Source organism: Pseudoalteromonas sp. G5_S1_54_S4, from assembly GCF_054968565.1.
Genome location: NZ_JBQKUL010000056.1, coordinates 1 through 22,619, shown reverse-complemented (window position 1 = coordinate 22,619; position 22,619 = coordinate 1). Strand labels below are relative to the sequence as shown.

General features: G+C 37.6%; 20 protein-coding genes. 10 read left to right on the top strand and 10 right to left on the bottom strand.

The window, feature by feature from the left end:
• The 5 genes from ACTRWE_RS16785 to ACTRWE_RS16765 all read right to left on the bottom strand — a co-directional run.
• On the bottom strand, positions 1–316 hold a 316-nt coding region (locus tag ACTRWE_RS16785), incomplete at its 3' end, for a hypothetical protein (RefSeq protein ID WP_462880367.1).
• Positions 317–338: 22 nt separating this feature from the next.
• Complete coding sequence (locus tag ACTRWE_RS16780) at positions 339–680, bottom strand: hypothetical protein (RefSeq protein WP_008467175.1); 342 nt, start codon at positions 678–680, stop codon at positions 339–341.
• Positions 681–699: 19 nt separating this feature from the next.
• The gene (locus ACTRWE_RS16775) at positions 700–1,191 is read right to left on the bottom strand and encodes a hypothetical protein (protein WP_008467177.1); all 492 of its coding nucleotides are present in this window, start codon (positions 1,189–1,191) and stop codon (positions 700–702) included.
• A gap of 20 nt (positions 1,192–1,211) precedes the next feature.
• Positions 1,212–4,994 (bottom strand): SIR2 family protein, encoded by a 3,783-nt coding sequence (locus ACTRWE_RS16770; RefSeq protein ID WP_024597110.1) that lies wholly within the window; start codon positions 4,992–4,994, stop codon positions 1,212–1,214.
• A gap of 31 nt (positions 4,995–5,025) precedes the next feature.
• On the bottom strand, positions 5,026–5,334 hold the full coding sequence (locus ACTRWE_RS16765; RefSeq protein ID WP_008467181.1) for a helix-turn-helix domain-containing protein: 309 nt from the start codon (positions 5,332–5,334) through the stop codon (positions 5,026–5,028).
• Positions 5,335–5,572: 238 nt separating this feature from the next.
• Between ACTRWE_RS16765 and ACTRWE_RS16760 the strand changes: the two genes are divergently transcribed.
• Positions 5,573–6,079, top strand: a complete 507-nt coding sequence (locus ACTRWE_RS16760) for a hypothetical protein (RefSeq protein ID WP_008467183.1) — start codon at positions 5,573–5,575, stop codon at positions 6,077–6,079.
• Positions 6,073–7,452 carry a DEAD/DEAH box helicase gene (locus ACTRWE_RS16755; protein WP_008467184.1) on the top strand — a complete coding sequence of 460 codons (1,380 nt, stop codon included), beginning with the start codon at positions 6,073–6,075 and terminating at the stop codon, positions 7,450–7,452. Before ACTRWE_RS16760 ends, ACTRWE_RS16755 begins: the two co-directional genes overlap by 7 nt.
• Positions 7,453–7,622: 170 nt before the next feature.
• On the opposite strand, the gene ACTRWE_RS16750 is transcribed toward ACTRWE_RS16755, so the two are convergent.
• On the bottom strand, positions 7,623–7,976 hold the full coding sequence (locus tag ACTRWE_RS16750; RefSeq protein WP_008467186.1) for a DUF3147 family protein: 354 nt from the start codon (positions 7,974–7,976) through the stop codon (positions 7,623–7,625).
• A 96-nt stretch (positions 7,977–8,072) separates the two neighbouring features.
• Between ACTRWE_RS16750 and ACTRWE_RS16745 the strand changes: the two genes are divergently transcribed.
• The 8 genes from ACTRWE_RS16745 to ACTRWE_RS16710 are packed head-to-tail and all read left to right on the top strand — an operon-like array spanning position 8,073 to position 16,719.
• The gene (locus tag ACTRWE_RS16745; protein ID WP_008467191.1) at positions 8,073–8,456 is read left to right on the top strand and encodes a BlaI/MecI/CopY family transcriptional regulator; all 384 of its coding nucleotides are present in this window, start codon (positions 8,073–8,075) and stop codon (positions 8,454–8,456) included.
• A 2-nt stretch (positions 8,457–8,458) separates the two neighbouring features.
• A complete protein-coding gene (locus ACTRWE_RS16740) occupies positions 8,459–9,433 on the top strand; it encodes a M56 family metallopeptidase (protein ID WP_008467193.1) in 975 nt (324 codons plus the stop codon).
• 12 nt (positions 9,434–9,445) lie between these two features.
• Complete coding sequence (locus ACTRWE_RS16735; protein WP_008467195.1) at positions 9,446–10,726, top strand: TolC family protein; 1,281 nt, start codon at positions 9,446–9,448, stop codon at positions 10,724–10,726.
• Positions 10,727–10,734: 8 nt separating this feature from the next.
• The gene (locus tag ACTRWE_RS16730; RefSeq protein ID WP_008467197.1) at positions 10,735–11,973 is read left to right on the top strand and encodes an efflux RND transporter periplasmic adaptor subunit; all 1,239 of its coding nucleotides are present in this window, start codon (positions 10,735–10,737) and stop codon (positions 11,971–11,973) included.
• A 9-nt stretch (positions 11,974–11,982) separates the two neighbouring features.
• Complete coding sequence (locus ACTRWE_RS16725; protein WP_008467199.1) at positions 11,983–15,126, top strand: efflux RND transporter permease subunit; 3,144 nt, start codon at positions 11,983–11,985, stop codon at positions 15,124–15,126.
• A complete protein-coding gene (locus tag ACTRWE_RS16720) occupies positions 15,116–15,811 on the top strand; it encodes a HupE/UreJ family protein (RefSeq protein ID WP_008467202.1) in 696 nt (231 codons plus the stop codon). Before ACTRWE_RS16725 ends, ACTRWE_RS16720 begins: the two co-directional genes overlap by 11 nt.
• A 13-nt stretch (positions 15,812–15,824) precedes the next feature.
• Positions 15,825–16,355, top strand: a complete 531-nt coding sequence (locus ACTRWE_RS16715; RefSeq protein WP_008467204.1) for a hypothetical protein — start codon at positions 15,825–15,827, stop codon at positions 16,353–16,355.
• A 25-nt stretch (positions 16,356–16,380) separates the two neighbouring features.
• The gene (locus ACTRWE_RS16710) at positions 16,381–16,719 is read left to right on the top strand and encodes a DUF6488 family protein (RefSeq protein WP_008467207.1); all 339 of its coding nucleotides are present in this window, start codon (positions 16,381–16,383) and stop codon (positions 16,717–16,719) included.
• Positions 16,720–17,079: 360 nt separating this feature from the next.
• Here the strand turns inward: ACTRWE_RS16710 and ACTRWE_RS16705 are convergent, their stop codons facing one another.
• From ACTRWE_RS16705 to ACTRWE_RS16690, 4 genes are read right to left on the bottom strand one after another with little or no spacing between them, the layout of a single operon-like run.
• Positions 17,080–17,502: a hypothetical protein gene (locus tag ACTRWE_RS16705; protein WP_008467209.1), complete on the bottom strand. Its 423-nt coding sequence runs from the start codon at positions 17,500–17,502 to the stop codon at positions 17,080–17,082.
• Positions 17,499–19,586: an integrase gene (locus tag ACTRWE_RS16700; RefSeq protein WP_462880364.1), complete on the bottom strand. Its 2,088-nt coding sequence runs from the start codon at positions 19,584–19,586 to the stop codon at positions 17,499–17,501. Before ACTRWE_RS16700 ends, ACTRWE_RS16705 begins: the two co-directional genes overlap by 4 nt.
• Before the next feature lie 9 nt (positions 19,587–19,595).
• Positions 19,596–21,299, bottom strand: a complete 1,704-nt coding sequence (locus tag ACTRWE_RS16695; RefSeq protein ID WP_008467212.1) for a hypothetical protein — start codon at positions 21,297–21,299, stop codon at positions 19,596–19,598.
• Complete coding sequence (locus tag ACTRWE_RS16690; RefSeq protein WP_008467214.1) at positions 21,296–22,516, bottom strand: tyrosine-type recombinase/integrase; 1,221 nt, start codon at positions 22,514–22,516, stop codon at positions 21,296–21,298. The genes ACTRWE_RS16695 and ACTRWE_RS16690 overlap by 4 nt, the downstream gene beginning before the upstream one ends.
• Between the last annotated feature and the right edge of the window lie 103 nt (positions 22,517–22,619).

Here is a 22,619-nt window from a genome sequence, read left to right as displayed (position 1 = left end):
AACAGTTTGAAGATTTATTTATTGTATAGCGCCCCTTAGATAGAATATAAAACAAACTATTAAGCTTTGCTTGTAACCCCATAGTCGCAAAGGCATCAATTAAGCTTTTGCCTAGCTCTTGTTCTTGCAATAAGTATTTTAAGTCGCTTAGAGCTTCATTTAGTATTGCTTCTATTGCTAAAGCGCAAAGTAAAACAAAGGGCTCTCGCTTATCGCACAAAAATAGCTCATCGTCTTCGATTAAATCTAGCAAAGTTTTTGCAGCAGATATAAGTCGTTGCGATCTAACAATAGATATTTCTATTTGGTTTGACATTAATTGTTTACCTAAAAGTAATTCAACAGCTTCTTATTTCTGTCAGCCAATATGAGCAATAATCCTCACCATCATATATAGATGAGCTTAGTGCGGATTTATCTTTTGAACCTACTCTAGCATTACAGCTGAGGCTTATCTTCTTCATGCATGGAAGTAAGAAATAGCCTTCATATTCATTGAGCCGATTATTCTTTTTAGCTTTTTCTAAATCGTTTACACGACCATTTACTTGTTGTTTTAATTTGGAATATTTGACTGAGATAACATCCAAATTTATTTCTTTGTCATCAAATAGGCGCATTAACTCAGTAAATTGTATTTGCAGCTCAAAGATTTCTTTTTCCACTTCATTTTTCATCATTACATACACCTAAATACTATTAACTCTCAAGGGGGGAGCTGTAAAAATATACTTGCTCATATAACGAGGCATATTCTATTTTTAGTTGATATCTGGTAGTTAGTCTCTTCTCGATAGAGCTCATATCCATTCCAGGTAAAAAATGTAATTTAAGAATACATACTTTTTCATTTTGAGCTATGTAGCTCGTGGCAGATAAACTTGATGTATATATATTCTTAGTGTCTAACTCAGCTTTAAAATAATTACGAATATCACTATCAAGTTCAGGCCAAGAGATGCTTTTATCATTAACAATGAACTCAAATGATCTAACTTGTGCAGTACCTAGCCCTTTATTGATTATATCAAAACAAATGGAGCTATCGTCCGTATGAAGCCAGTCACTTAGCCTTGGTGCAACCGATAGTTTATTGTGTTTTTGTTGTGTTCTAATAGTCCAATAGGTAAGCCCAATAGCTAATAACGCTGTTATTGTTGTAATGAGCTGAACCAAAAGGTTTATATCCATTCTAACCTCTTAATTGTAAGTTAATTATTTTCACATATTTTAGTTAGTTTCATAAATTGCTGATTATTAACAATATCATTGTTTGCTTGCTCTATAAGATCTAGAACTTCTTTTAAGTGATAAAGGGATGAACGTGTCTCTTTTGGTATTATCAAATCACACAGGCTTAGAACCTCATTGGGAAATTGAGATGCTAATGGAATTGAATCTGAAGTATTGCGTGCAAATGAATTTAACCAATGATGTTGAACTTCCAATGGTGTTAAACACCACTCCATAGAGTGAAATAAGTTGGGAAAATAGCTACCAGACTTCTCTAATAAGTTAATCCATGCAGAAGTTTGTTCTTTAGTTCTGTATTTTCTCTCTCTGGGCCAAATACTCTCGATAATAGTAGTTACGTCTCTAAGACATTCATTAGAATTTTTTGCAAAGCCCTTACTCAAATAACGAATTACCGCTGCTCTTTCTTTTTCTCTCATATTTCTAAAGCAATTTTTAGCATCTGAAGCGTTTATTTTATCCTTACCTTTATATGAAGGTAAGGCAAGCTCAATTATTTTATGTGATGTGGCCTCTATGAGTCTCTGATCCCAAGCCCATTCATAAATTTTGGGGAATAGATGAGTAATCTTTGGCTTCAATAGGACGCTTACTTCGACAGATGGTAATTTATTTGCAATCACACCACTCCAAGCAGGACCAGATAACTTATTATCTAGATTTAGTAATGGCAACAGGAAGCTTTGAACCCAAGAAGAGTCTATATAATGTAACCAACTTATTTGATAAGAGAGTATTGCTGATGCGTAAGCGCTAACAGTATCTTCACTTATTAAAAATTGTTCAATTTTGTCTTTAAATATGCTTGGTATTTCAGCATCTTTGTCTAAACGATAGGAGTCAATTTCTTGAATATATGTATTAAGAATAGCCCCTGTCAGGCTACTTTTAGCTTCAACCCATGTAATATGACTTAATGAAGTCTCCTTGGATTTCGAAGCACCTTGCTTACCCCTTAAAACTACTAATGTACAGTGGTCAAAAAATTTATAGCATAAGTTGGGCAACTCTTTTAGATAGATTTGTCCGTGGCGATCAAGCCAATTACCTAAGTGATAACTTAGCTCAGTTAATATCTCTTTAGGTAATAAATAAAGCCGATTTAGTAATGTAATTTTAGTCTTTCTGCTTGCACTATCCGGCCAATTATCTAATAAAACCGACCAGAAATACTTTGGGTTATCTTTTCTTTTACTCAAATACGACAATGCTAATAACGCTTTTTTAGGCCTAAGTTTTACTAAGCCATCAAATGGCCTCCTAGCTGTATATTCTTCAAAGCCTCTATTATAAACTTGTATTGATCTTTTAATTACTTCACTAATAGGCGCATTAATGATTAAATCAGCTTCTTCATCAATTGTAATTCCATGAACTTTTACAGATGTGTTATGCACCAGCTCTGCCGGTTCTTTAACCTGCCAGTCTTGATGCATGGATATGATCATATCGATTTTTTTTCTGTACTTTTCAGGCAGTACCAATTGACTGAGTTCACACCATTTAATGTAGCGAAATATCTCTAAGTTCTTGAAAATTTGAAATTCTTCATCTGTTATTTGTTTAGATTTATTAGGACCATCTAAGATTTTTTTAACTAGCTTTTCTTTATTTGTATTAGAAAAATCTTTCCATCGTTTTTCTAATAAACGAAGCAAATCGAGTTGATAACTTCTATTCCAAAAGTATTCTAGATCAATTGATAATACGTAGTTTGCGGCTTCTGAAGCGGAGAAAATAGAGTTAAACCCAAATGAATATAAGCTTAGTTTATTAAAATATAAGGAGTTTTTTAAATTTAAATTAAAGCTAAGCGCTTTTGCCTGTGAAGGAAACTTATCAACTAATCGTTTAAAGTTTTCAATAAAGAAATAAAATGAGCTGTGCTCTTCTAAGTTGTAAGTGTCTTCATTAGGGTCTGGATAACACGAAGGAGTATTATAAAAGTGCTTGTGGCCAAACTCATCTGATAAATCACTAGCGTATTCCAAGTGGGTTAAAGTAGCTTGCAATATTCTGTACAAGTTGTCATATGGAACTTCAATACTAGGGTTAAGCTTTAAAGGAAACTTTATTTCGAAATTACAAATATCAGATAAATGTATTGCACTCCATGCTTTTAAAGGAGGCTTTGATGCATGTATACCATAAGGGTTTTCAAACTCTACGAAAGGCTCTAACTTTGTCTCATAAAAACGCAAGGTTGTTAAATTCCATCCTTCATTTTTTATTAGATCTTGAAATCTATAGTAGTTATGGGACGGGTTAAACCATTCACTACTCTCAAACTGCTTGCTAGCTATAAAGCCTAGTATTTTTTGTGCCTTAGCGGGAAGTGAATTGGCACTATAAAGCTTCACTAAGATTCTTTCTTTTAAGGCGTTATGCAAAGCTCTTTTTCTAATGGCCCACCATGCAATGACAGGATCGTCTAAGTTCTTTACTATCCAATTTGTGATATACCAGAGTCTAGGTGATATCAAGTTATTGTTTGAGCGCAAGTCCATATCTTCAGTTGCAATATTGTCACACGGTAACCATGATAAATAGTTTTTATGTGGTAGTGTTGGTAAATTGTAGTTTTCTTTATCCACCGGTCTCGAAGGATCATCGTCTAGTCCATACTCAATAAATGGGTCAAATGATTCGCCATCACTATCCCTAAAATTGTGACCTTTACTCGGGTTTCCTATCCTTATTTGCGGGTCAAAAACACATAACCATTCAGCTAAAGGTGTGGGCTCTGTAGTACTAAATAATTTAGCCCCAGCTGAGGTAGTAAGAAAATTAGCAACTTGGCCTCTTTGGAATGATTTCAACTGCCTTGGGCTTGAGGCTGCAAGGTTTAATATGTAACTTATCCATTTTTTTGGCTTATCGACTTTTTCTGACCAAATAGAAAGTGTTTCCCATAAATCACTATGGTCAGGGTATGCTATTGCAGTTACACCGCGATCACGCCATTTGACTTCGATGTCTTCAGCCTCACCTTTATCAAATGCGTAAATTTTTGTCCGGTCAAACTTTTCATCATGATTAAGTCCCTGAAGTAAATATTTCACCTGAGGATCTTCAGCTTGATAGCCGACTAAAACAACTGTGTATACCTCTAATAATTGAATTATAAATTTAGTTGCCCAACCTTCGGATAAATATGCTCTTCCAAAATCTGCGCTACTTAAAATATAAGGATGATGTTTTTCAGACGGATCTTTTAGCCTGCCATGCAAATAGGTTATTGCTTCGAGACTTGCGCCGGATGATAAATCAGGGAAAAATGGAGGTTCACTATAAGAGAGGATTTCGTTCTGCTCAAAAAGTAGGTCAAAATTTGTAGTTACTATTTTTGGTTTACCGCTTTGACCACTGGATAAGAGTTTTAATATACCATGCTCCTTGCCAACATCATCAATAGAATTAGATTTGGAAAGTACCCTGGCAACGATTTGATTAACTTCGTCACGTCCATAGTCTTGGTATAGCAAGTGGAAAATTTGATCCAATGGAGTTCTTAGATGTGACTTATTAGAGTTTTCGGTGATCCAAGGTAAGAACTCTTGGTAAACCTCGGAGCTTTCTAGTGGAGAAAAAAAATCAATTACAGCTTTTGTTAGTTCTATAAAGCTTGGTAGTCCAGAGTTAAAAGAAACACCAGCCCCACAAAATAAAACTACTTTGCCGTGGTCACATTTATCAAGAAGTTCATCTGGAATATTAGGTCCATTTTCATTAAATCGCATTTAACCTTCCTTGTGTATGGGTACAATATAGCTATTTAGATGGTCCTTTAAGCTCTTGAATTAATAAAAGCTTTTTCTCTGTATCTAACTTTGATATTTCAATTGCTAGTTCTGCTGTTGTCTCATCTTCACAGAAAAAATAATTCAATGGAACATTTAGTTCATTAGCGATCTTTTTTAGAGTCGTTAAATCTGGAATATGACGGCCTTTTTCATAGTGGTTCATGCGACCACTCGCTGAGTTTTCATCCATACCGATAAGTATACCCAGTTGCTTTTGAGTAATACCTGACTTAGCGCGGGCTTGTTTGAGTCTAATTGGAATTGGATTTTGGAACACAGAAGCATCATTTTTCAGTCTCTAATAGCTTAGATTGTCTAAGTTTTACAAAGGTTTGTACACTTAGGAATCCTAAGTTCTATTTGTGGGAATGTTCTTAAAATCACTCTCGAGCATAAAACTTAGTATTTCTAAGTTTTGCATTGTTCTATATACTTAGCAACCCTAAGTTTTCTTAATTGTTGTAGTATAAGAAATGCCCCAAGTTATCAAATTAAACCAACACATTTACTCCCTTTTGATCGAAAAAGAGTGCAATGGTTTTACAATTGTCGAGCTCAGAGATGAGTTATTAACCGTAACTGATAAATATCAAGATATCGATGAGGCGCGTAAATTCATTTATAGGCAAATTACAGCGCTTGAACGAAAAGAGCTCTTAAAAACAAAAGGAAGTGGCCGCCATAAAAAGTATTTTAAAACTGAGCTGTTTAATAACGCTACGTTTGTGGCGAAACAAGTTGTAATTGAAAAAGAAAAATCAATTAGCAGTCATACTAATAATCAAGCATCACCGCTTGTTGAAACTTTATTGAATGAAAAGAAACAGTTTGAGGCTGAGCTTGCGATTTTGTTAGGGGAAGTTGATGAATATAAAGCTCTACAAAAGCGATTCCCTGAGCACCTTAGCTTGTTTTATTCTGCATTAGACGATGCTAAAAATAATTCAGCGAAGTTATTAGGAAAAGTTAACGCTTTAACTAATATATTGGCCTCTTTGGATAATGGTGCACGGCAATGCTGAGAAGTTGGCAAAGGGAATGTGTTGAGTTAGCAGTAAAAAAATATACAGCTATTGATAAGCACTTTCTATGTCAGGCCACTCCTGGTGCTGGTAAAACAATAATGGCAGCTTCATTGGCCAAAACGTTATTTGATAAAGGAATGATAGATAGAGTGATCTGCTTTTCACCATCGGTTGAAGTGGCTAATAATATCAAAAGAACATTTGGAAAAATAATTGGGTGTTCGTTTGATGGCTCATTTACGGCTGTAGGTGCCTCTATGACTTATCAAAGCTTATGCTCTATTCCTGAAAGTACTTGGGATGGGCTTAGAAAGTATCGTACATTTTTTATTTTTGATGAAATACATCACTGCTCATTCTCGCAAGATAAATCTAAAATCAATACGTGGGGTGAGAAAGTTGTTTTCCATTTACAGGATATTGCAACTTACACACTTGCGCTATCGGGCACTCCTTGGCGCTCAGACGCCCTTCCTATTGCTTTAGTGAATTATTCTGACCCAGAAGGTGAGTTGATATGCGATTATCAATACAGCTTGAGTCAAGCTATTAGAGATAACGTCTGTAGAGAGCCAAAAATAGTTTTAGTTGATAGCAATAGTATTTCGGATGGCCAAGATACATATGGATCAATAGCTGAATTTGTTAAACAAGCTCAATCAGCGTACCAAGAGGTACTTAATAATGACTCTGCACTTAGGTATTTATTGAAGTTAGCCGTATTAAAACTGTCGGAGATAAGAGCTTCAAACCCGGCTGCCGGCGGCCTAGTTGTTGCGTCTTCAGTTAAGCACGCTGAAATGATAAACAGCTTATTAATTGAAGAATTTAATCAAACGTCAACCATAGTTACTTACTTACACGATAATTCAACACAGAAGATCAACTCATTTAAGTCATCTACTGAACAGTGGATCGTTAGTGTTGGTATGATCAGTGAAGGGACCGACATACCTAGGCTACAAGTATGTTGTCATTTAAGCTCTATAAAAACAGAGTTGTATTTTAGGCAAGTTCTAGGGCGCATTCTTAGGTCTGGCAAAGGTAAAGTTGAATTCGCCTGGTTATTCACATTTGCAGAAACAAGCTTAATTGAGTTTGCTGAGCGTATTAATATTGATATACCAGATAGTTGCTCTTATGTTGATATGGAATGTGACACAACTTTGGTGAGAAAAGATACATTTAGACCTTTAACATTGCCAAAAATAAACAGGGATAATAAGTTAAAAGAAAACCTTGATAAACTCGTTCTAGGGGGCCTAACTTCAGAGCGCGGTTTAGCTTATTATGAGCTGCTTTCAGGTTGTTCATTGAGCAGTATACAAATTAAATCACTTAGAACTAGAGTTATAGAAGCATTTTTATAGTTCCATAAAATGAGCCATATTCTGTTTATATTATCACTCTTAGTACATAAATAAGGCTAGCTTTTATTTGACTCTGCTAAGTAATGGGAAATTTTTTAGAGATAAGTATCGAAATTATTGCCTCAGCTACATCCTTGATTTCACCATATTATTAATTTCAGAAACAACTTTTAGGGTAATAAATTTATTCCAAATTTACTAACGACGAATGCAAACACTCCAAAAATAAAACAAGTTATTAAGGCGCTGAGGCCGAGTGATGGCCAAAAACCAAATCGGTGTAGTAATGATGGAAATATTAAAAACATCGGTAAGGTAGGCACAACATACCAAAATGTGTACCAGGCATGACTCGCAATTTTCTCTGGCGGCTGTTTTTCAACGTACAACCAAATCATCGCTAAAATGGTTACCAATGGAAGTGCTACAATTAGTGCTCCGAGTTTATCACTGCGCTTTGCGACCTCTGAAACCGCTACAACAATTGCTGCTGTCACTAAGTATTTAAAAATTATCCAACCCATGTATTACTTTCCTTTTTAAATAAAAAAATAAAAACCGATTGCCTATCGGTTTTTATTTTGCCATGATATGGCTATGTTGTTAAGAGATATTTGATTATGCAGTTAGGCGAATTAGAAAAACTAGTACTTCAATATTTGTGGTCTTCTAAAGAAGCGGATGCAAAGCATGTGCACAGTCGTTTAGGTAAAACACGTGGCTGCACTCTCAATACTATTCAAAGCACCCTTGAAAGACTTTATAAAAAAGGCCTTCTTAGCAGAACTAAGCAGGGTCATGCTTATAATTACCGAACTAAAGTTGATCGTAACTCGCTTATAGCTACTTTAATAAATGATATTACAGCTGACTTTGTTGAAGAGGGTGAAAACAGTTTAATTGCTGCATTTTCTTCTACTTCGACTAATTTTAATGATACACAATTAGATGAGCTCGAAAAACTTATAGAGCAGCAGCGAAAACTACGAAGCGGAAAAGTGTAAACATGATTGTTGGAAATTGGGCCGTGTTTTTAAATCTAGCGAGCGCAGCGGTGACCGCTTTTATTTGTGTGATCATATTGATTTCCTTCTTCCACACCTCGCTTTGTAAAAAACTTACTATTTTCCAGTTTACCGAGCGTAAGTTCATGCTTTGGTTAACTATTAGCAGCCCTTGGTGGATCTCATTATTGTGTGCAGCTGTATTTTGGCAGGCACATCAAAATCCAATGTCTAATTGGTGGCAAGGAGTCGCTCACTGGCATCACCTTGAGGTTTTCTCTGTATATAGTTGGCATTCGGTATTGCTTATATCGGCTGTTTGTTTGATGGCAAGTGCTAGCGTACATGCATTTTTTAGTCTTAATAGACATAGTTCAGCAATGAGCAGTCTGTTGGCTTTATCAAATACTCAACCTCACAAAGATTATCCAAACCAGTCTGTACACGTTATTGAACACCTTATACCAGAGGCATTTACTGTTGGTTTTTTCAATCCAAAAGTATATATAACCAGCGGATTACAAGCACTTGATGAAAAAACAGTACACATAGTCATACAGCATGAACTAGCACATTTAAAAGCCCGAGATCCGCTTTTTAAAACACTGTTTAGTCTATTTGGTTGGTGTTTTCCTGCGTCAACGCGCGCGGCGTTACAGCAATCTTATACGGCTTTAACAGAACAAATTGCTGATGTCGGTGCAACGCAAAGTTTTGATGGCTTAGATGTGGCTCAAGCACTTATTAATGTTGCTCGATTTCAACGACAACAACATATTACGAATGACAATATATACATGAGTCATTTTAGTAATGAGCAAATAACTCAGCGTATACAAACATTGTTAATGCCAATCTCCACTACGCCTAAGCTACTTTTAATGATCACTTTGTTTAGCTTTGTGGTTATCAGTTTATTCACACTGTCGACTGTCGATAGTGTCCACCATCTTATCGAAACTTTTTTCATCCACTAAGTAAGGATTAAAATGAAATCATTTAGTAGTCATTTCACCCACAAAAAACCGATTGGCAGTCGGTTTTTTGTGGGGGTATTGATGGCTTTTACAGCACTGCCGTGTTTTGCAAGTGCTGAGGCTTATCAAACATTAAATCTAAAGCAAGCCATCTCATTCACGCTTGCTAACAACCCGCAGTTACAGGGCTTCTTTTATCGAGATAAAGCCCAGCAAGGCAAAATAAAGCAAGCAAGTATAGGCCAAAGACCACAAATAGGCTTAATGGTTGAAGATGCTTTTGGGACAGGTGAGCATAGTGGTTTGCAAAATATGCAATCAACCTTAACTTTCTCTTGGCTGATTCAACAAGAGCAAATTGATAGTCGCGTAAAAGCAAGCCAGTCTGAACTTGAGCAGTTACGTTTAGATAAACAAATTATTGCACTTGATTTAGCCGCGATGACTGCGAAGCAATTTATTCAACTACTGGTGAAAGAAGAGGCACTAAAGCTCAATAAAATGGCAGTAAGACAAGCGAATGAAGTTGTAAATGCAATAGATAAACGAGTTCGTATTGGTCAGTCGTTGGCTATTGATAAAAATTTAGCCAAAGCTGAACTAATTAAACAAAAATTACTTGTCGAAGATCTTGAGCATGAAATAGCCAGCGGAAAATATCAGCTTTCAGCCTTGTGGGCAGAGCCTCGCACTGACTTTACACTTACAGGTAACTTATTGCAGTTACCTAAAATTGTAGATTTTCAGTCACAGTTCGAGCGCTTTAAAAATGCGCCTCGTTTGATGCAGTTAGCAAGTCAAAAACGTATTGCACAATCACACATTGAATTAGCTCAAATTGAAGCAAAACCACAATGGCAATTTACAACAGGCTTACGTCGTTATGAATCAACGGATGACTATGGGCTCGTGGCCGGTGTTTCTATTCCGTGGGGAGCATCTGGCAGCAATGCCGGAACGGTCGCTAAGTTACGTGCCGAGCAAGATGTATTAACAGCGCAAGCGAAGAGTTTAACTCAACAAGCTAATAGCCAGCTTTATGCTTTGCTTCAAGAAGTTAAGCATTCTGTTCATGTAATTACCACCTCAAAAAATGAAATCATTCCCACGCTAGAAACCGCGCTTACCCAAGCAAAACAAGCATTTAACGTTGGTAAATTGAATTACAACCAGTGGAGTAGCGTGCGTCAGGCGCAATTAAGCGCGCAATCAGAACTACTTAGCGCTTATGAAAGCTTACATTTACAACATATAGAAATTCAGCGTCTTACTGGCGCATCGATAGAACAATGAGATTATTTATGAAAACGACAAACTTTATTTCCTCCATAACCGTTGCCGTATTACTCGGCCTCAGCGCGGGGGTACATTTACCCGCTAGCGCAGTATCAACACCTACTACAGAGCAAGCAGAGCCTGAAAAAGGGCCGCATAATGGTCGTATGCTTCGTGAAGGAAACTTCGCATTGGAGTTAGCGATTTTCGAAACAGGCGTACCACCTGAGTTTAGAGTATGGTTAACAGATAATAAAAACCCAATTAATCCCGACGATGTTGAATTAACGGTTACGTTAACCCGATTAGGTAATGTGATTGATGATATTAAGTTTATTAGCCAAAGTGACTTTTTACGTGGGGATATGGAAATTTACGAACCGCACTCTTTTATTGTCACAGTAAATGCGAGCTACCAAGGAAAAACATATCGTTGGCAATACGATAACCTAGAGGGGCGAACAAAAATCGAACCCGCAGTAGTAGATGCAATGGCGATTGAAACTGCAATTGCAGGGTCTCAAAAGCTTCATCAAACGATCCCTGCTTATGGACAGGTTTGGTTACCGCCGAGTGCGCACCGCACTGTTTTTGCACGTTTTGAAGGTGTTATTACGCACTTAAATGTAAAGCTTGGCGATAAAGTAAATAAAGGCCAAACTTTAATGACGATTGAAAGTAATGAAAGTTTAAACCCCTATGAGATAAAATCGCCTATTGCTGGTTTTGTCGCAAAACAAATGGCTAATTCAGGTGAGCAAACGAATAACCGTGAACTGCTTGTTATCACAGACGCGAGTCAATCTGTCGTTAAATTAGCTGTCTACCCGAGCGATTACAGCAAAGTATCTCAAGGCACTCTAGTGAGCATTAAGGCAGAAGGTAGTCTTGTGAATATTGCTGGTAAGGTATCATTTATAGAGCCAAAAGTTAGAAGTGATCAGGCAAGAATGGTGTGGGTTACGTTGGCACAACAGACTGAGCCTTTGTTGGAAGGGAGTTTTGTTAAAGCCGATATTGAAACTGCTTCTTTTGAAGTTCCTTTAGCGGTAAAGAAAATAGGCTTACAGAGCTTTCGTGATTTTACGGTCGTGTATGCAAAAGTCGCTGATGAATATGAAGTCAGGATGCTTGAGCTGGGTCGTTCAGATGCAACATGGATAGAAGTACTAGGTGGACTGCCTGCCGGTACCGAGTATGTTACTGAAAATAGCTATGTCATCAAAGCCGATATTGAAAAATCTGGCGCGTCACACGATCACTAGGAGAGCGTAATGTTAGAATCGATTTTACGCTTTGCTATAAAGCGCAATATCCTCGTTCTTGTCATGGTATTAGCCATTGCAGGATTAGGCTTATGGAATTTTACTAAACTGCCTATTGATGCAGTACCTGATATAACCAATGTTCAGGTTATGATCAACACCGAAGCGCCAGGCTATACGCCGTTAGAGGTTGAACAACGCGTTACTTTCCCCCTCGAAAACGCACTTGCGGGGTTACCAGGACTTGTAAACACACGCTCAGTGTCTCGTTATGGTTTATCTCAGGTTATTGCTATTTTTGCTGATAATACCGATGTTTACTTTGCTCGTCAGTTGGTTAATGAGCGGTTGTCTAGTGCACGTTCGGAGTTGCCGATAAACCTTTTACCTGAGCTTGGTCCCATTGCTACTGGATTAGGTGAGATTTTTATGTTTACGGTTGATGCTGTGCCTGGTGCTAAAAATCCCGACGGTAGTGATATAACCCCCATTGATTTACGAACAGTACATGACTGGACAATTCGCCCTCAATTAATGCGGGTACCAGGTGTTGTTGAAGTAAACCCTATTGGTGGTTACGAGCGTGAAATTCTCGTTGCGTTTAAACCTGAAAAACTACTGGCTTATAATCTTACCTCAGCAGATGTTGTTGATGCTATTGGTCAAAACAACCAAAACCAAGGCACCGGATTTATTGAAAAAAGCGGTGCGCAATGGTTAATTCGTGTCCCAGGTCAGGTTGCTGGTTTAACTGAAATCACTAATTTACCCATCAAAACCATAGACGGCAGTGCAGTGTTTATTAAAGATGTTGCCACTATAAGTGATGGCAAAGGATTGCGTACTGGTGCTGCTACACAAAATGGCCGCGAAGTGGTGATGAGCACCGTGTTCATGTTAATAGGTGAGAACAGTCGCACAGTTGCACAAGGCGTTGGTGAAAAGTTAAAAGAAATCAATGGCAGTTTACCCGAAGGTATAGTTGCAAAAGCCGTCTATGACCGAACTAAACTGGTAGATAAAACGCTTAATACTGTTCAAACTAACCTGCTCGAAGGGGCCATTTTAGTTATTGTTGTATTATTTATATTACTGGGGAATTTCAGAGCCGCATTTTTAACGGCTTTAGTGATCCCATTTGCAATGTTGATGACAATAACCGGTATGGTACATACGCGAGTCAGTGCAAACTTGATGAGTTTAGGGGCATTAGATTTTGGTCTATTGGTTGATGGTACGATAATTATCGTCGAAAACTGCTTACGTCGTTTAAGTATGAGAGGTGATACCCCTCTTTCTTTAAAAGCACGTTTAGACATTGTTTTTACGGCTACACGAGAGGTTATTCGACCCGCTTTATTCGGTGTATTCATCATCACCGTTGTTTATTTACCTATTTTCGCGCTTGAAGGCGTTGAAGGAAAAATGTTCCATCCAATGGCATTAACGGTTGTGATTGCTTTGCTTTGTTCAATGGCGCTTTCGATCACATTTGTGCCTGCAATGATCGCCCTATTATTTAAAAAGCCAATTAAAGAAAAACCTAATCATATTATGCTGGGGTTAAGTCGTATTTATAAGCCGGTACTCTCATTAGCATTAAAAGGCCGCTGGGCTGTGGTGCTAATAACTTGTTTACTCGTAACATTCTTTGGTTATCAAGCGACACGCTTAGGAAGCGAGTTTGCACCAAATCTTGATGAAGGAGACATTGCCATGCATGCGCTTCGTATTCCTGGTACATCATTAAGCCAAGCGATTGAGCTACAAAAAGTGTTGGAAGAAAAAATTACGCAGATGCCTGAAGTCGAGCGTGTATTTGCAAAAATCGGCACCGCAGATGTAGCAACAGATGCAGTACCCCCTAGCGTAGCCGATAACTTTATTATTCTAAAACCACGAGAGCAATGGCCAAACCCTGATAAGTCAAAAGCACAAATTGTTGAAGAGTTAGCAGCCTTAGTTAAGCCAATTCCAGGTAACCGCTATGAGTTTTTACAACCAATTCAAATGCGCTTTAATGAATTATTAGCAGGTGTACGCGCTGAGCTGGCAATTAAAGTGTTTGGTGATGACTTTGAAACACTTGCTGCGTTAGGTAAGGAGATTGAATCCGCTATTGGAAATGTTGACGGTATTGCCGATTTAATGGTAGAGCAAACAAGCGGGTTGCCAATGCTTGAAATTGTACCCAATACTGAAAAGCTAAGCCAGTTTGGTATCAGCAAAGCACACATTCAGTCACAGTTAGCCACCGCATTAGGAGGGACTATTGCAGGTAAGTATTATCAAGGGGATATCCGCTCTAATATTGTTGTTCGTTTAGAAGAGCAGCAGCGTAATAATGTGCAAGAGATAGGTTACTTACCTATTAATTTACCTAATGGTCGCGCTGTGCCGCTCCAAGAGTTAGCAACAATCAAACTCACTAATGGCGCAAGTCAAATTAATCGCGAAAATGCTAAACGTCGTATTGTAGTGACTACCAATGTACGAGGACGTGACTTAGGAAGCTTTGTTGGAGATATTCAAACAATTATTGAAGATAAAGTCACTATTCCTGCTGGTTATTGGATTGAATACGGAGGAACGTATCAAAAGTTACAATCGGCCTCTGAGCGTTTGAGTGTGGTTGTGCCCGTTACATTGTTAATGATTATAGGCTTGCTTATTTTAGCTTTAAACTCACTTAAAGATGCTGCGATTATTTTTACCGGTGTGCCTTTAGCGCTTACCGGTGGAATTGCAGCACTGCTGTTACGTGATATTCCATTTTCAATATCTGCAGCGGTCGGTTTTATTGCTTTATCCGGCATTGCCATATTAAACGGCTTGGTAATGGTATCGTTTATTCGTGAATTACGCAGCTCAGGAATGGGGCTTAATCAAGCGATAACAGAGGGGGCATTAACACGTCTTCGCCCAGTGATAACTACAGCACTGGTTGCCTCATTAGGATTTATTCCTATGGCACTTAATACAGGGATTGGCTCAGAAGTACAGCGGCCTTTAGCAACCGTGGTAATTGGCGGCATTATTTCGTCGACCTTACTAACATTATTTGTGATCCCCGCACTGTATCGACTTTTACACAATGAAAAGGAGTCTATTTTGACTGAAAGTGAAACGTTGGAGCAACATGATGTCAACTAAAATAATAAACGTTAGCATAATGATTATGGTGCTTGTTTTGGCTTTTCTTAGCTTTGAGACCTTGGCCCATGGAGTTGATGACAGCACTCGCGCTTTTTTAGAGCAAAACCAAGGCGTACAGTTTGTGCCATTTATTTATATTGGTGCAAAGCACATGATCACCGGTTACGACCATATATTGTTTTTAATCGGTGTTATCTTCTTTTTGTATCGCAGTAAAGAGGTTTTGCTGTATGTCACCATGTTCACCATCGGCCACAGCACAACGTTACTATTAGGTGTGCTTGGCGATATTCAGATTAATGCCTATTTAATTGACGCTATTATTGGTTTTTCAGTTATTTATAAGGGCTTTGATAACTTAGGTGGGTTTAAGCGTTGTTTTAATTGGCAGCCAAATACAAAAATGGCGGTGCTTATTTTTGGTTTGTTTCATGGCTTTGGTCTAGCAACCAAGTTACAAGAGTTTCAATTACCCGAAGATGGATTACTGACAAACCTAATCGCCTTTAATATTGGCGTAGAGCTTGGCCAATTTTTAGCGCTCGCAGTTATTTTAATTGCCATTAATGTGTGGCGTAAACGGCCGTCATTTCATCGTTTTTCAACATTTATCAACGGTGCGTTAATGAGTGCCGGCTTAATGCTAGTCGGCCTTCAATTAACCGGCTATATAATTAATTAATTTAGAGAAATATATGCAACATACAGTTAGTTCAAAAACACTTATAAAAGCCAGTATCACCGCTTCATTAGTTGCGATAATCGCCTTTGTGCTATTTATCCTTCCGGCAGAATATAACATTGATCCAACCGGGATCGGTAAACAACTGGGCGTTACTAAAATAGCTCAGGCATCAGCGCAAAAACCACTTAAAACATCAGATTCATTGCAAGTGGGCAGTGATGAGTTTCAAACAATTGAAGTCACTATCCCTGCAAATCGCGGGGTTGAATATAAATTTGAGATGCAACAATATGAAAAAATGACCTACGAATGGATGACCGATGGCGCTTCTTTACATTTTGATTTACACGGAGAGCCAGCAGGAGACACAACCGGTTACTTCGAAAGCTATGCAATTGCCAATTTAAGCGAAATGAAGGGCAGCTTTACCGCCCCATTTGGGGGCTCACATGGCTGGTACTGGAAAAACAACTCAGATAACCCCGTGGCTATACAACTTTTAGTAAAAGGTCAATTTAAAGTGATTGGCTTAAAAAAGTAAACTTAAAATTTAACCGGAGAAAACAATGAATAAATTAATTTCAATCGTCTTAGTTTGTATTACGTTAATGAGTACTGGTGTTTTAGCACATAGTGATCATGCCCATGGCTACATTAATGATCAACAAGCGATTAGTATCGCAGCTAAATCAATAAAAAAATTGACCTTTAAAGACTATGGTTTTGAAGTTGGAAAATTAAATGATTCTTGGCAAGATATTTCTTCAGAAGCGTTTTCAGTCATAAGCAAGAACGGTGACTATTATGTTGTTCAAGCATCAAATAATAACGGTAGTGATCACGTTTATTTCAAAATAGCTAAAAATGGTCAGCTACTAGATGTAAAACCGAAGAACGATTTCTAAGCTTAAAGGTAAATTGGCACTGTGAGCTTTTACAGTGTCAATTTTCAATTTGTATTTTTGACACTAATTAAATTAGAAGGTAAGGCTTAGTAGGTAATAACTAAAATGGGTGTCGCATTTGTTTTTTATAAAATATTTTTGTATTAGCTGGTCTTTAAGCCGCTTTACTAATGAAAGTTGGCTCTTTTTCGAGAAAAGGAAGGCTTTAGTTGTACATAATATTGAAGAGGGCTTTTTATTCTCACCTAAGCGTCAGTACTTTTGTCGTTTTCTCATTATGAAATTTAAGCTTATGATATAAAAATATATAGCTGTAAGTTCAAGTCTAAACTAATACATGCTATAAATTGGTACATTCTGCTAGTTACTTCCCTTAAGCAGAAATAACTCAGATTCGAGGTCATTAATCTTTTTTAAGTGCTGGTGATTTGAAAGCGCTAGGGCATTGTGGGTAGAAGCCATTTGTGCCATTTGCTCTTTTAAGCTGGCTATTTCCGCTCGATATTTTTCTTTTAACCGTTTCTCGTTGGCAAGCTTTTCACGTAACTTAGTAACATCTGAGTTTTGCTGTGCTTGCTTTTTTGTTATAGCTTTTGATTTTAGTAGTTTAATTTTTTCAATGACGTCTGAGTAATAGTAAGCTGAGCCATTACCAAGGTTAGCTTCTTCCTCAACTGCAATGGCACTTAAACCTCGTTTGGCATCAATACGTACTGTATCGCCAGAAAGTATCCTGTCAATTGCGCTTAGAAGCTCTAACCTTGTATTCTCTGACTTACTCAAAGCTGTCTGATCTCAATTTCGGGTTTGTATGGAGTGTAGCTTATCTCAAAGTAGTCCATAACCTTTTCAGCTGCACGTAATTGCGTAATAAAATGGCTTAGCTGCGATTGAGATAGTTTAGTATGCTGCTCCATTTCAGTTATAGTCTCAACAATCCACTGATGTCGTTTTTGCCAAGCTTGTGCTTTAGTTTCGTCTATGACAACGTTCTCGCAGTTAAAACAGTTGGTTGGTGATACGACCTTTTCCATTCTGCATTCATAATCAGCCATGCAGTATGAGTGAAGTGTACCAGCAATAGATATTCTACCAGCAGATACTTGAGCATAAAGAGCATCCCAGGATGAGTATTTAACAGCGGTATCTTCTCTATCTTTAACAACATCTATACCTTTCTTACCATATAGCTTGTCATCTGAGTTATACCACTGATGCAATAGTTGTGTAGTGACTTCTTTATCCACTTCTTGAAGTAAATTATTGAGTTCTGAGTCCACTTTTACATGTTTTATTTTGGCTGCTACGCCTCCTTCTGAGTACCATTGAGACATTGGTAAATATATATGCTTATACTGTTGTTTAATGGCAACGTCAGAGAGTAAATTATAGCGTTTACCAAATACTGCAAAAGTTCGCCTGAGTTGGTGGGTTGTAAAAGCCCAAGGCTTACCTATAACTATCTTTTGCTTGTAAGCGTGTATGTTTAGGTTTGGATTTAGAAGTTTAAACTCTTCATAATCTTGCTCATTTACGATGGCGCCAGCCTCTTCTACTAGCTGCTTATGATGAAGAGCAAAAGGTGGACCTGTCAGCATGTTTGGCTTTCTGCATTTCATTTGTTGAACTAGCCAGATGCTTGAGGCTCTAGCATTTTCGACTCGGTCATCTGAGAGCATGAGTTGAGTTCTCATATTTTGAGTGAGTAGTGATGCGAGCTCGATTGCTTTCCCAGTAATTGGAGATGCCAACCACTCTGCTTTTTCAGGCACCGCAGGTGTCATTTTACTGTGGTAGGATTGTAACGAATAAAACACTTGGTCTTTTAATTTTAATGTTTTAAAGCTATCAGAGTGTAAACTATAGATCTCGCTTCTTCTCATGCCCGAAAAGGCTCCACAAATTATAAAGCAGCAAGTTAGAATATGGGAGTATAACCAATTGAATCTTCGTATATCACTAGGAATTAATTTTTCGATATCAGCGTTGGAAATATAGCTTTTAAGTATATTGGTAGAAGTTTGGGGTTTAGCTTTAGTTATCTCAGCTTTGTAGTGAGGGGAATCAGATGTTAACCAGTTCCATTGACCTGATTTTATTTTGTTATCAACAGCCGCTTTGCCAATTTCATAGTTTTCTTGCTGCTCGGTATGGATATCTAATAATGTATCTCGAATAGGATAGTAAGTATCTATATACTCGATAGCCTTTGAGTATATGAGTTGCATCAAGCGTGATGGTATAGCGTAATACTGCTCACTTTCTAGTTTGGTTGGGCAACCTAATTGACGGCCTAATTCTGTAATTGATGTCGTCAAAGGTAATGATAGTTTTATGGGGGTTTGGTTCTTAACCGCTTCGATCCAGTTTAATGCGAAAATAAGTTTTGAAGTATATGGCCCACTCATTTTAAGTGACTTTAAATATTCGCAAAACCTAGAAAACTGTATGGGATGGTTAAGGACACAAATCGAATCTGCTTTGATGGATTCTATGTATTTATATACTTGGGTTAAATTGATATTTCTCTCTAAAAATGTTGTGGTTTTTATCATTGCCCCTTGCCTTAAGGTGCCGACAGCAAATAAACCAAGGAATGCGAGTAACTTTTGTTCTTGCAACAAGGAAATAGTTGTTAAATGAGTAAAAGAAGCCCGCTTTTTCGAAACAATTTTGACATCTACATAGTGTGTTAAATCCCATGTGTTATCGCCAAAGTAACTTATGGTTTTACCATTTTGGTCAATCATTACTGGGATTTTGTTTAAATTGTCCCAATCCTTATTTTCAAAATACTGTATTGCCTGTTCAACAAAAACAGTATTCTCTTTTATAACTTGTTCTGGTGCAGCAAGTAACGGTTTCATAGCATTTCCTTATAAAACCAAATTAAGCGTATCGGGCCAAAAAGGGTGGCGACCAATTGTATGTAGCTTCCGCTCAGCTTGCCTGCGCACTTTTAAGTCGATACTAAAAAGCACTTGCTTTATTTTTCTTAGTACTCGATCAAAATTGTTTTTAAAGTGTGACATGTTGAGGTGATCTTCTTTGGCATCCTCTAACGCTTCATAAAAACTCAATAAACACCAAATATCATCAACTTCTTCAACCAGCACTTGATTTGGGCAGGAAAAGCAATTTAATAAGTCTGCACAGGCAAGATGGGTCATGTCAACGCTATCGATAGAGGCCTTTCGTCGAAAACGGTCACCATGGTTATCAAAGGGGTCTTTGCAACCTGTACCTAAAGGTGTTTTTTGACCATTCCCTGATTTAGCATAGCGGTTTACGAATTCATCATAGGGTAGTATTTCTAGATTCATTTGCTCAAGAGTTTGTTCTCGTGCTCTACTAATATCGCCACATTTAATTGCATTTTCTAAGGTGTTAGCTGTGGCTTGAAGTTGGGCGTTATTTTCTGACTCGTTACCTCTGCTATAGTGCTTTCGAACTACATCAGGTGTGTTATTGAGCAACATGGATGTTTCGAGTGAGTTTCCTGTGAGTGCTAAGTAATTAGATGCACCTGTAGCTCTAAAGCGTTTAGCTTCAGGCCTAAGTTGTTGACCATTGTCATCAGTCAAATCGAATATATTAATTAGCCAATTCATATTGGAACGAATATGCGTTGGGCACAAGGGCTTATTTATCCCGTTTAGACATTGATGAAGTAGTCTATTGGCATCTGGAAACAGCACGTGCGTAAGGGTGATAAGGTCATTAATAAAATTTAGCGCATGCTTTGGAATGTCTGTGCTAAGATTATCGCCGAGCTCGATGGTAACAAATTTATTAGCTCTCTTCTTTAACGCTGTTTGCACAAACCACTTACCTTGCTGTCCCTTTTTTTGTGAAGCTTTGGGGATATCCATATCTCTTATCGTACTAGCGTTTGCCCATGTGTAATAGGCAAGTAAGAAATATGCAGCACAGTAACACTTGGTAATAGCACCACTTACAGGCACTTCGATTTTATTAAAAGAAAAGCTCGCGTATTGGTCGCTTCTCCTTGCTTGAATGTATTCTTTAGGTGAGGTTTGAATTTGCTTGGAAAGCTGAAAATATAGTTCTTTTAGTATTTTAATTAACTTTTTCAATTCAGATTCTGAGTATGCTTGAGTTGGATTTATTTGGCTGCGAAATAGTTTGAATTTAGAAAACCACTCATCAACAGGGTGATCTAGCATCTTCATTATTGTTCTTATACTACTTAATTCACCTTTTGCTGTGTTTGAACTTTTGCTGCCAATTCTAACGCTGTGAACTAGAGCTGTTTCAAATGCATTGATACCCTCTTTTGAATCTGGATTTACTGGAATACTGTCACAAATATTCACATACCGTGTAAATGTTCTAAAAAGGGTATTCATTGTTGTGTCAGTATATTCTGTATTAGCTTTGAATGCTTGATACCACTTAATAATTTGGTTGTCTCGGTTAAGCAAAGTACCCCGATGCATTTCAAAAAGTTTAGGCACGCCTTTGTATCTAAATCTTTGAAAGTCTGGGTATACAAATTGATCACCATAAATATTTAACTTAAGTTTAAGGTCAATATTTAAATTTGATTTGTTAATCACGAGAGATCCTCATTAATGACTGACTCCATAACTTGATCTAAAAAGCAAACTGCACGTATCGATGCCTTGCTTCGGTTTATAAAGTTCAGGTATCGCCAAGTTGTTTTCTCATCTTTATGTCCCATCCACCCCATGATTAATGACATAGCATCGAATGGTGACAACCCAACTTTTTCGTCTAAAAGGGACGCAAGGCGAAATGTACCGTAAGTTGCACGTAAATCGTGAGTTCTATGCTGAAAGTGGGTATTTAGCTCATTGCGTATGTAATTACGAGTTAAGCTAAAGTGACGCTGTATTGCATTGGTAGTATATGGTTTACCTCGATTGGTAATTAATAATTCCGTAATCGGTTTATCGGTTTTAGACTCTCTTTTCTGGCGACGCTCACTAATCAAGTAGCGATGCATCTTGTTCATTAACAGTGTTGGAATTTCGATAGTTCTGACTGAGCCAAATTTGGTGAGTACACCGTTATGAGGTCCTATACTAACTTGAATATGGTATTTATTCGGGTCACATCTATTCACTAGATTAGCAGGAAAGGTGCAGGCTTCTTCTATACGAAGGCCGCACATGAGTTGTAATAGTTGATGTATTTGGAACTCAATTGACTGTTCTTTGAGTGCTCGCGAATATAATTTTACCTCATCTTCTGTAAGGGGATTCAAGCTTTGCTCTGGTGTACGCCTTGGGACCCTGATCCTTAAGTCTGAGCTTCTAACAACATAATTACGATTGATATGCGCAAGCATCCCAGTCGTTTTGATGCTAACAAACTCTACTTCAAATGGTTTATTTTCCTTAGAGAAGTTAATTAACCTCTCGTAATATGCCCACTCGTAGAATTTAATTATATGGTTCATATATACAGCTGCTGTTGAACTATTTAGCTCACCGGCTTTCACTGAGGCCAAAAGATCTTGGTTTCGGAAAATATATGTGGGCTTATTTGATTTGATAGTTGGAAAGTCTTTCCAAGAGAGTTCATGGCTTTTTAAAAAGCGCCAATATCGACTTATGGCACGAACGTTTGAATTGATGTTTTTTGCGCGCTTAACGTTAATGAGGTGATTCATCCAAAGGTTTATTGGCATGACGTATTCACCATCTTCATAAAAAGTTGGAAAGCCTTTTAGCTGAATGCTTGATTTTGTTTTGCAAAAGGGAGTTTGGATCTCAGTTTTAAAATCATCTGATTGAACTATTGTGAGCATGAAAAAGCCGACCAAAAATTGTACGTTACTTGGTCAGCTTAGTTCGTTTTCCAGAGTTAGCAAATGTAAAGTTTCACTTTTCCAGAGAAAAATTTACATAGTA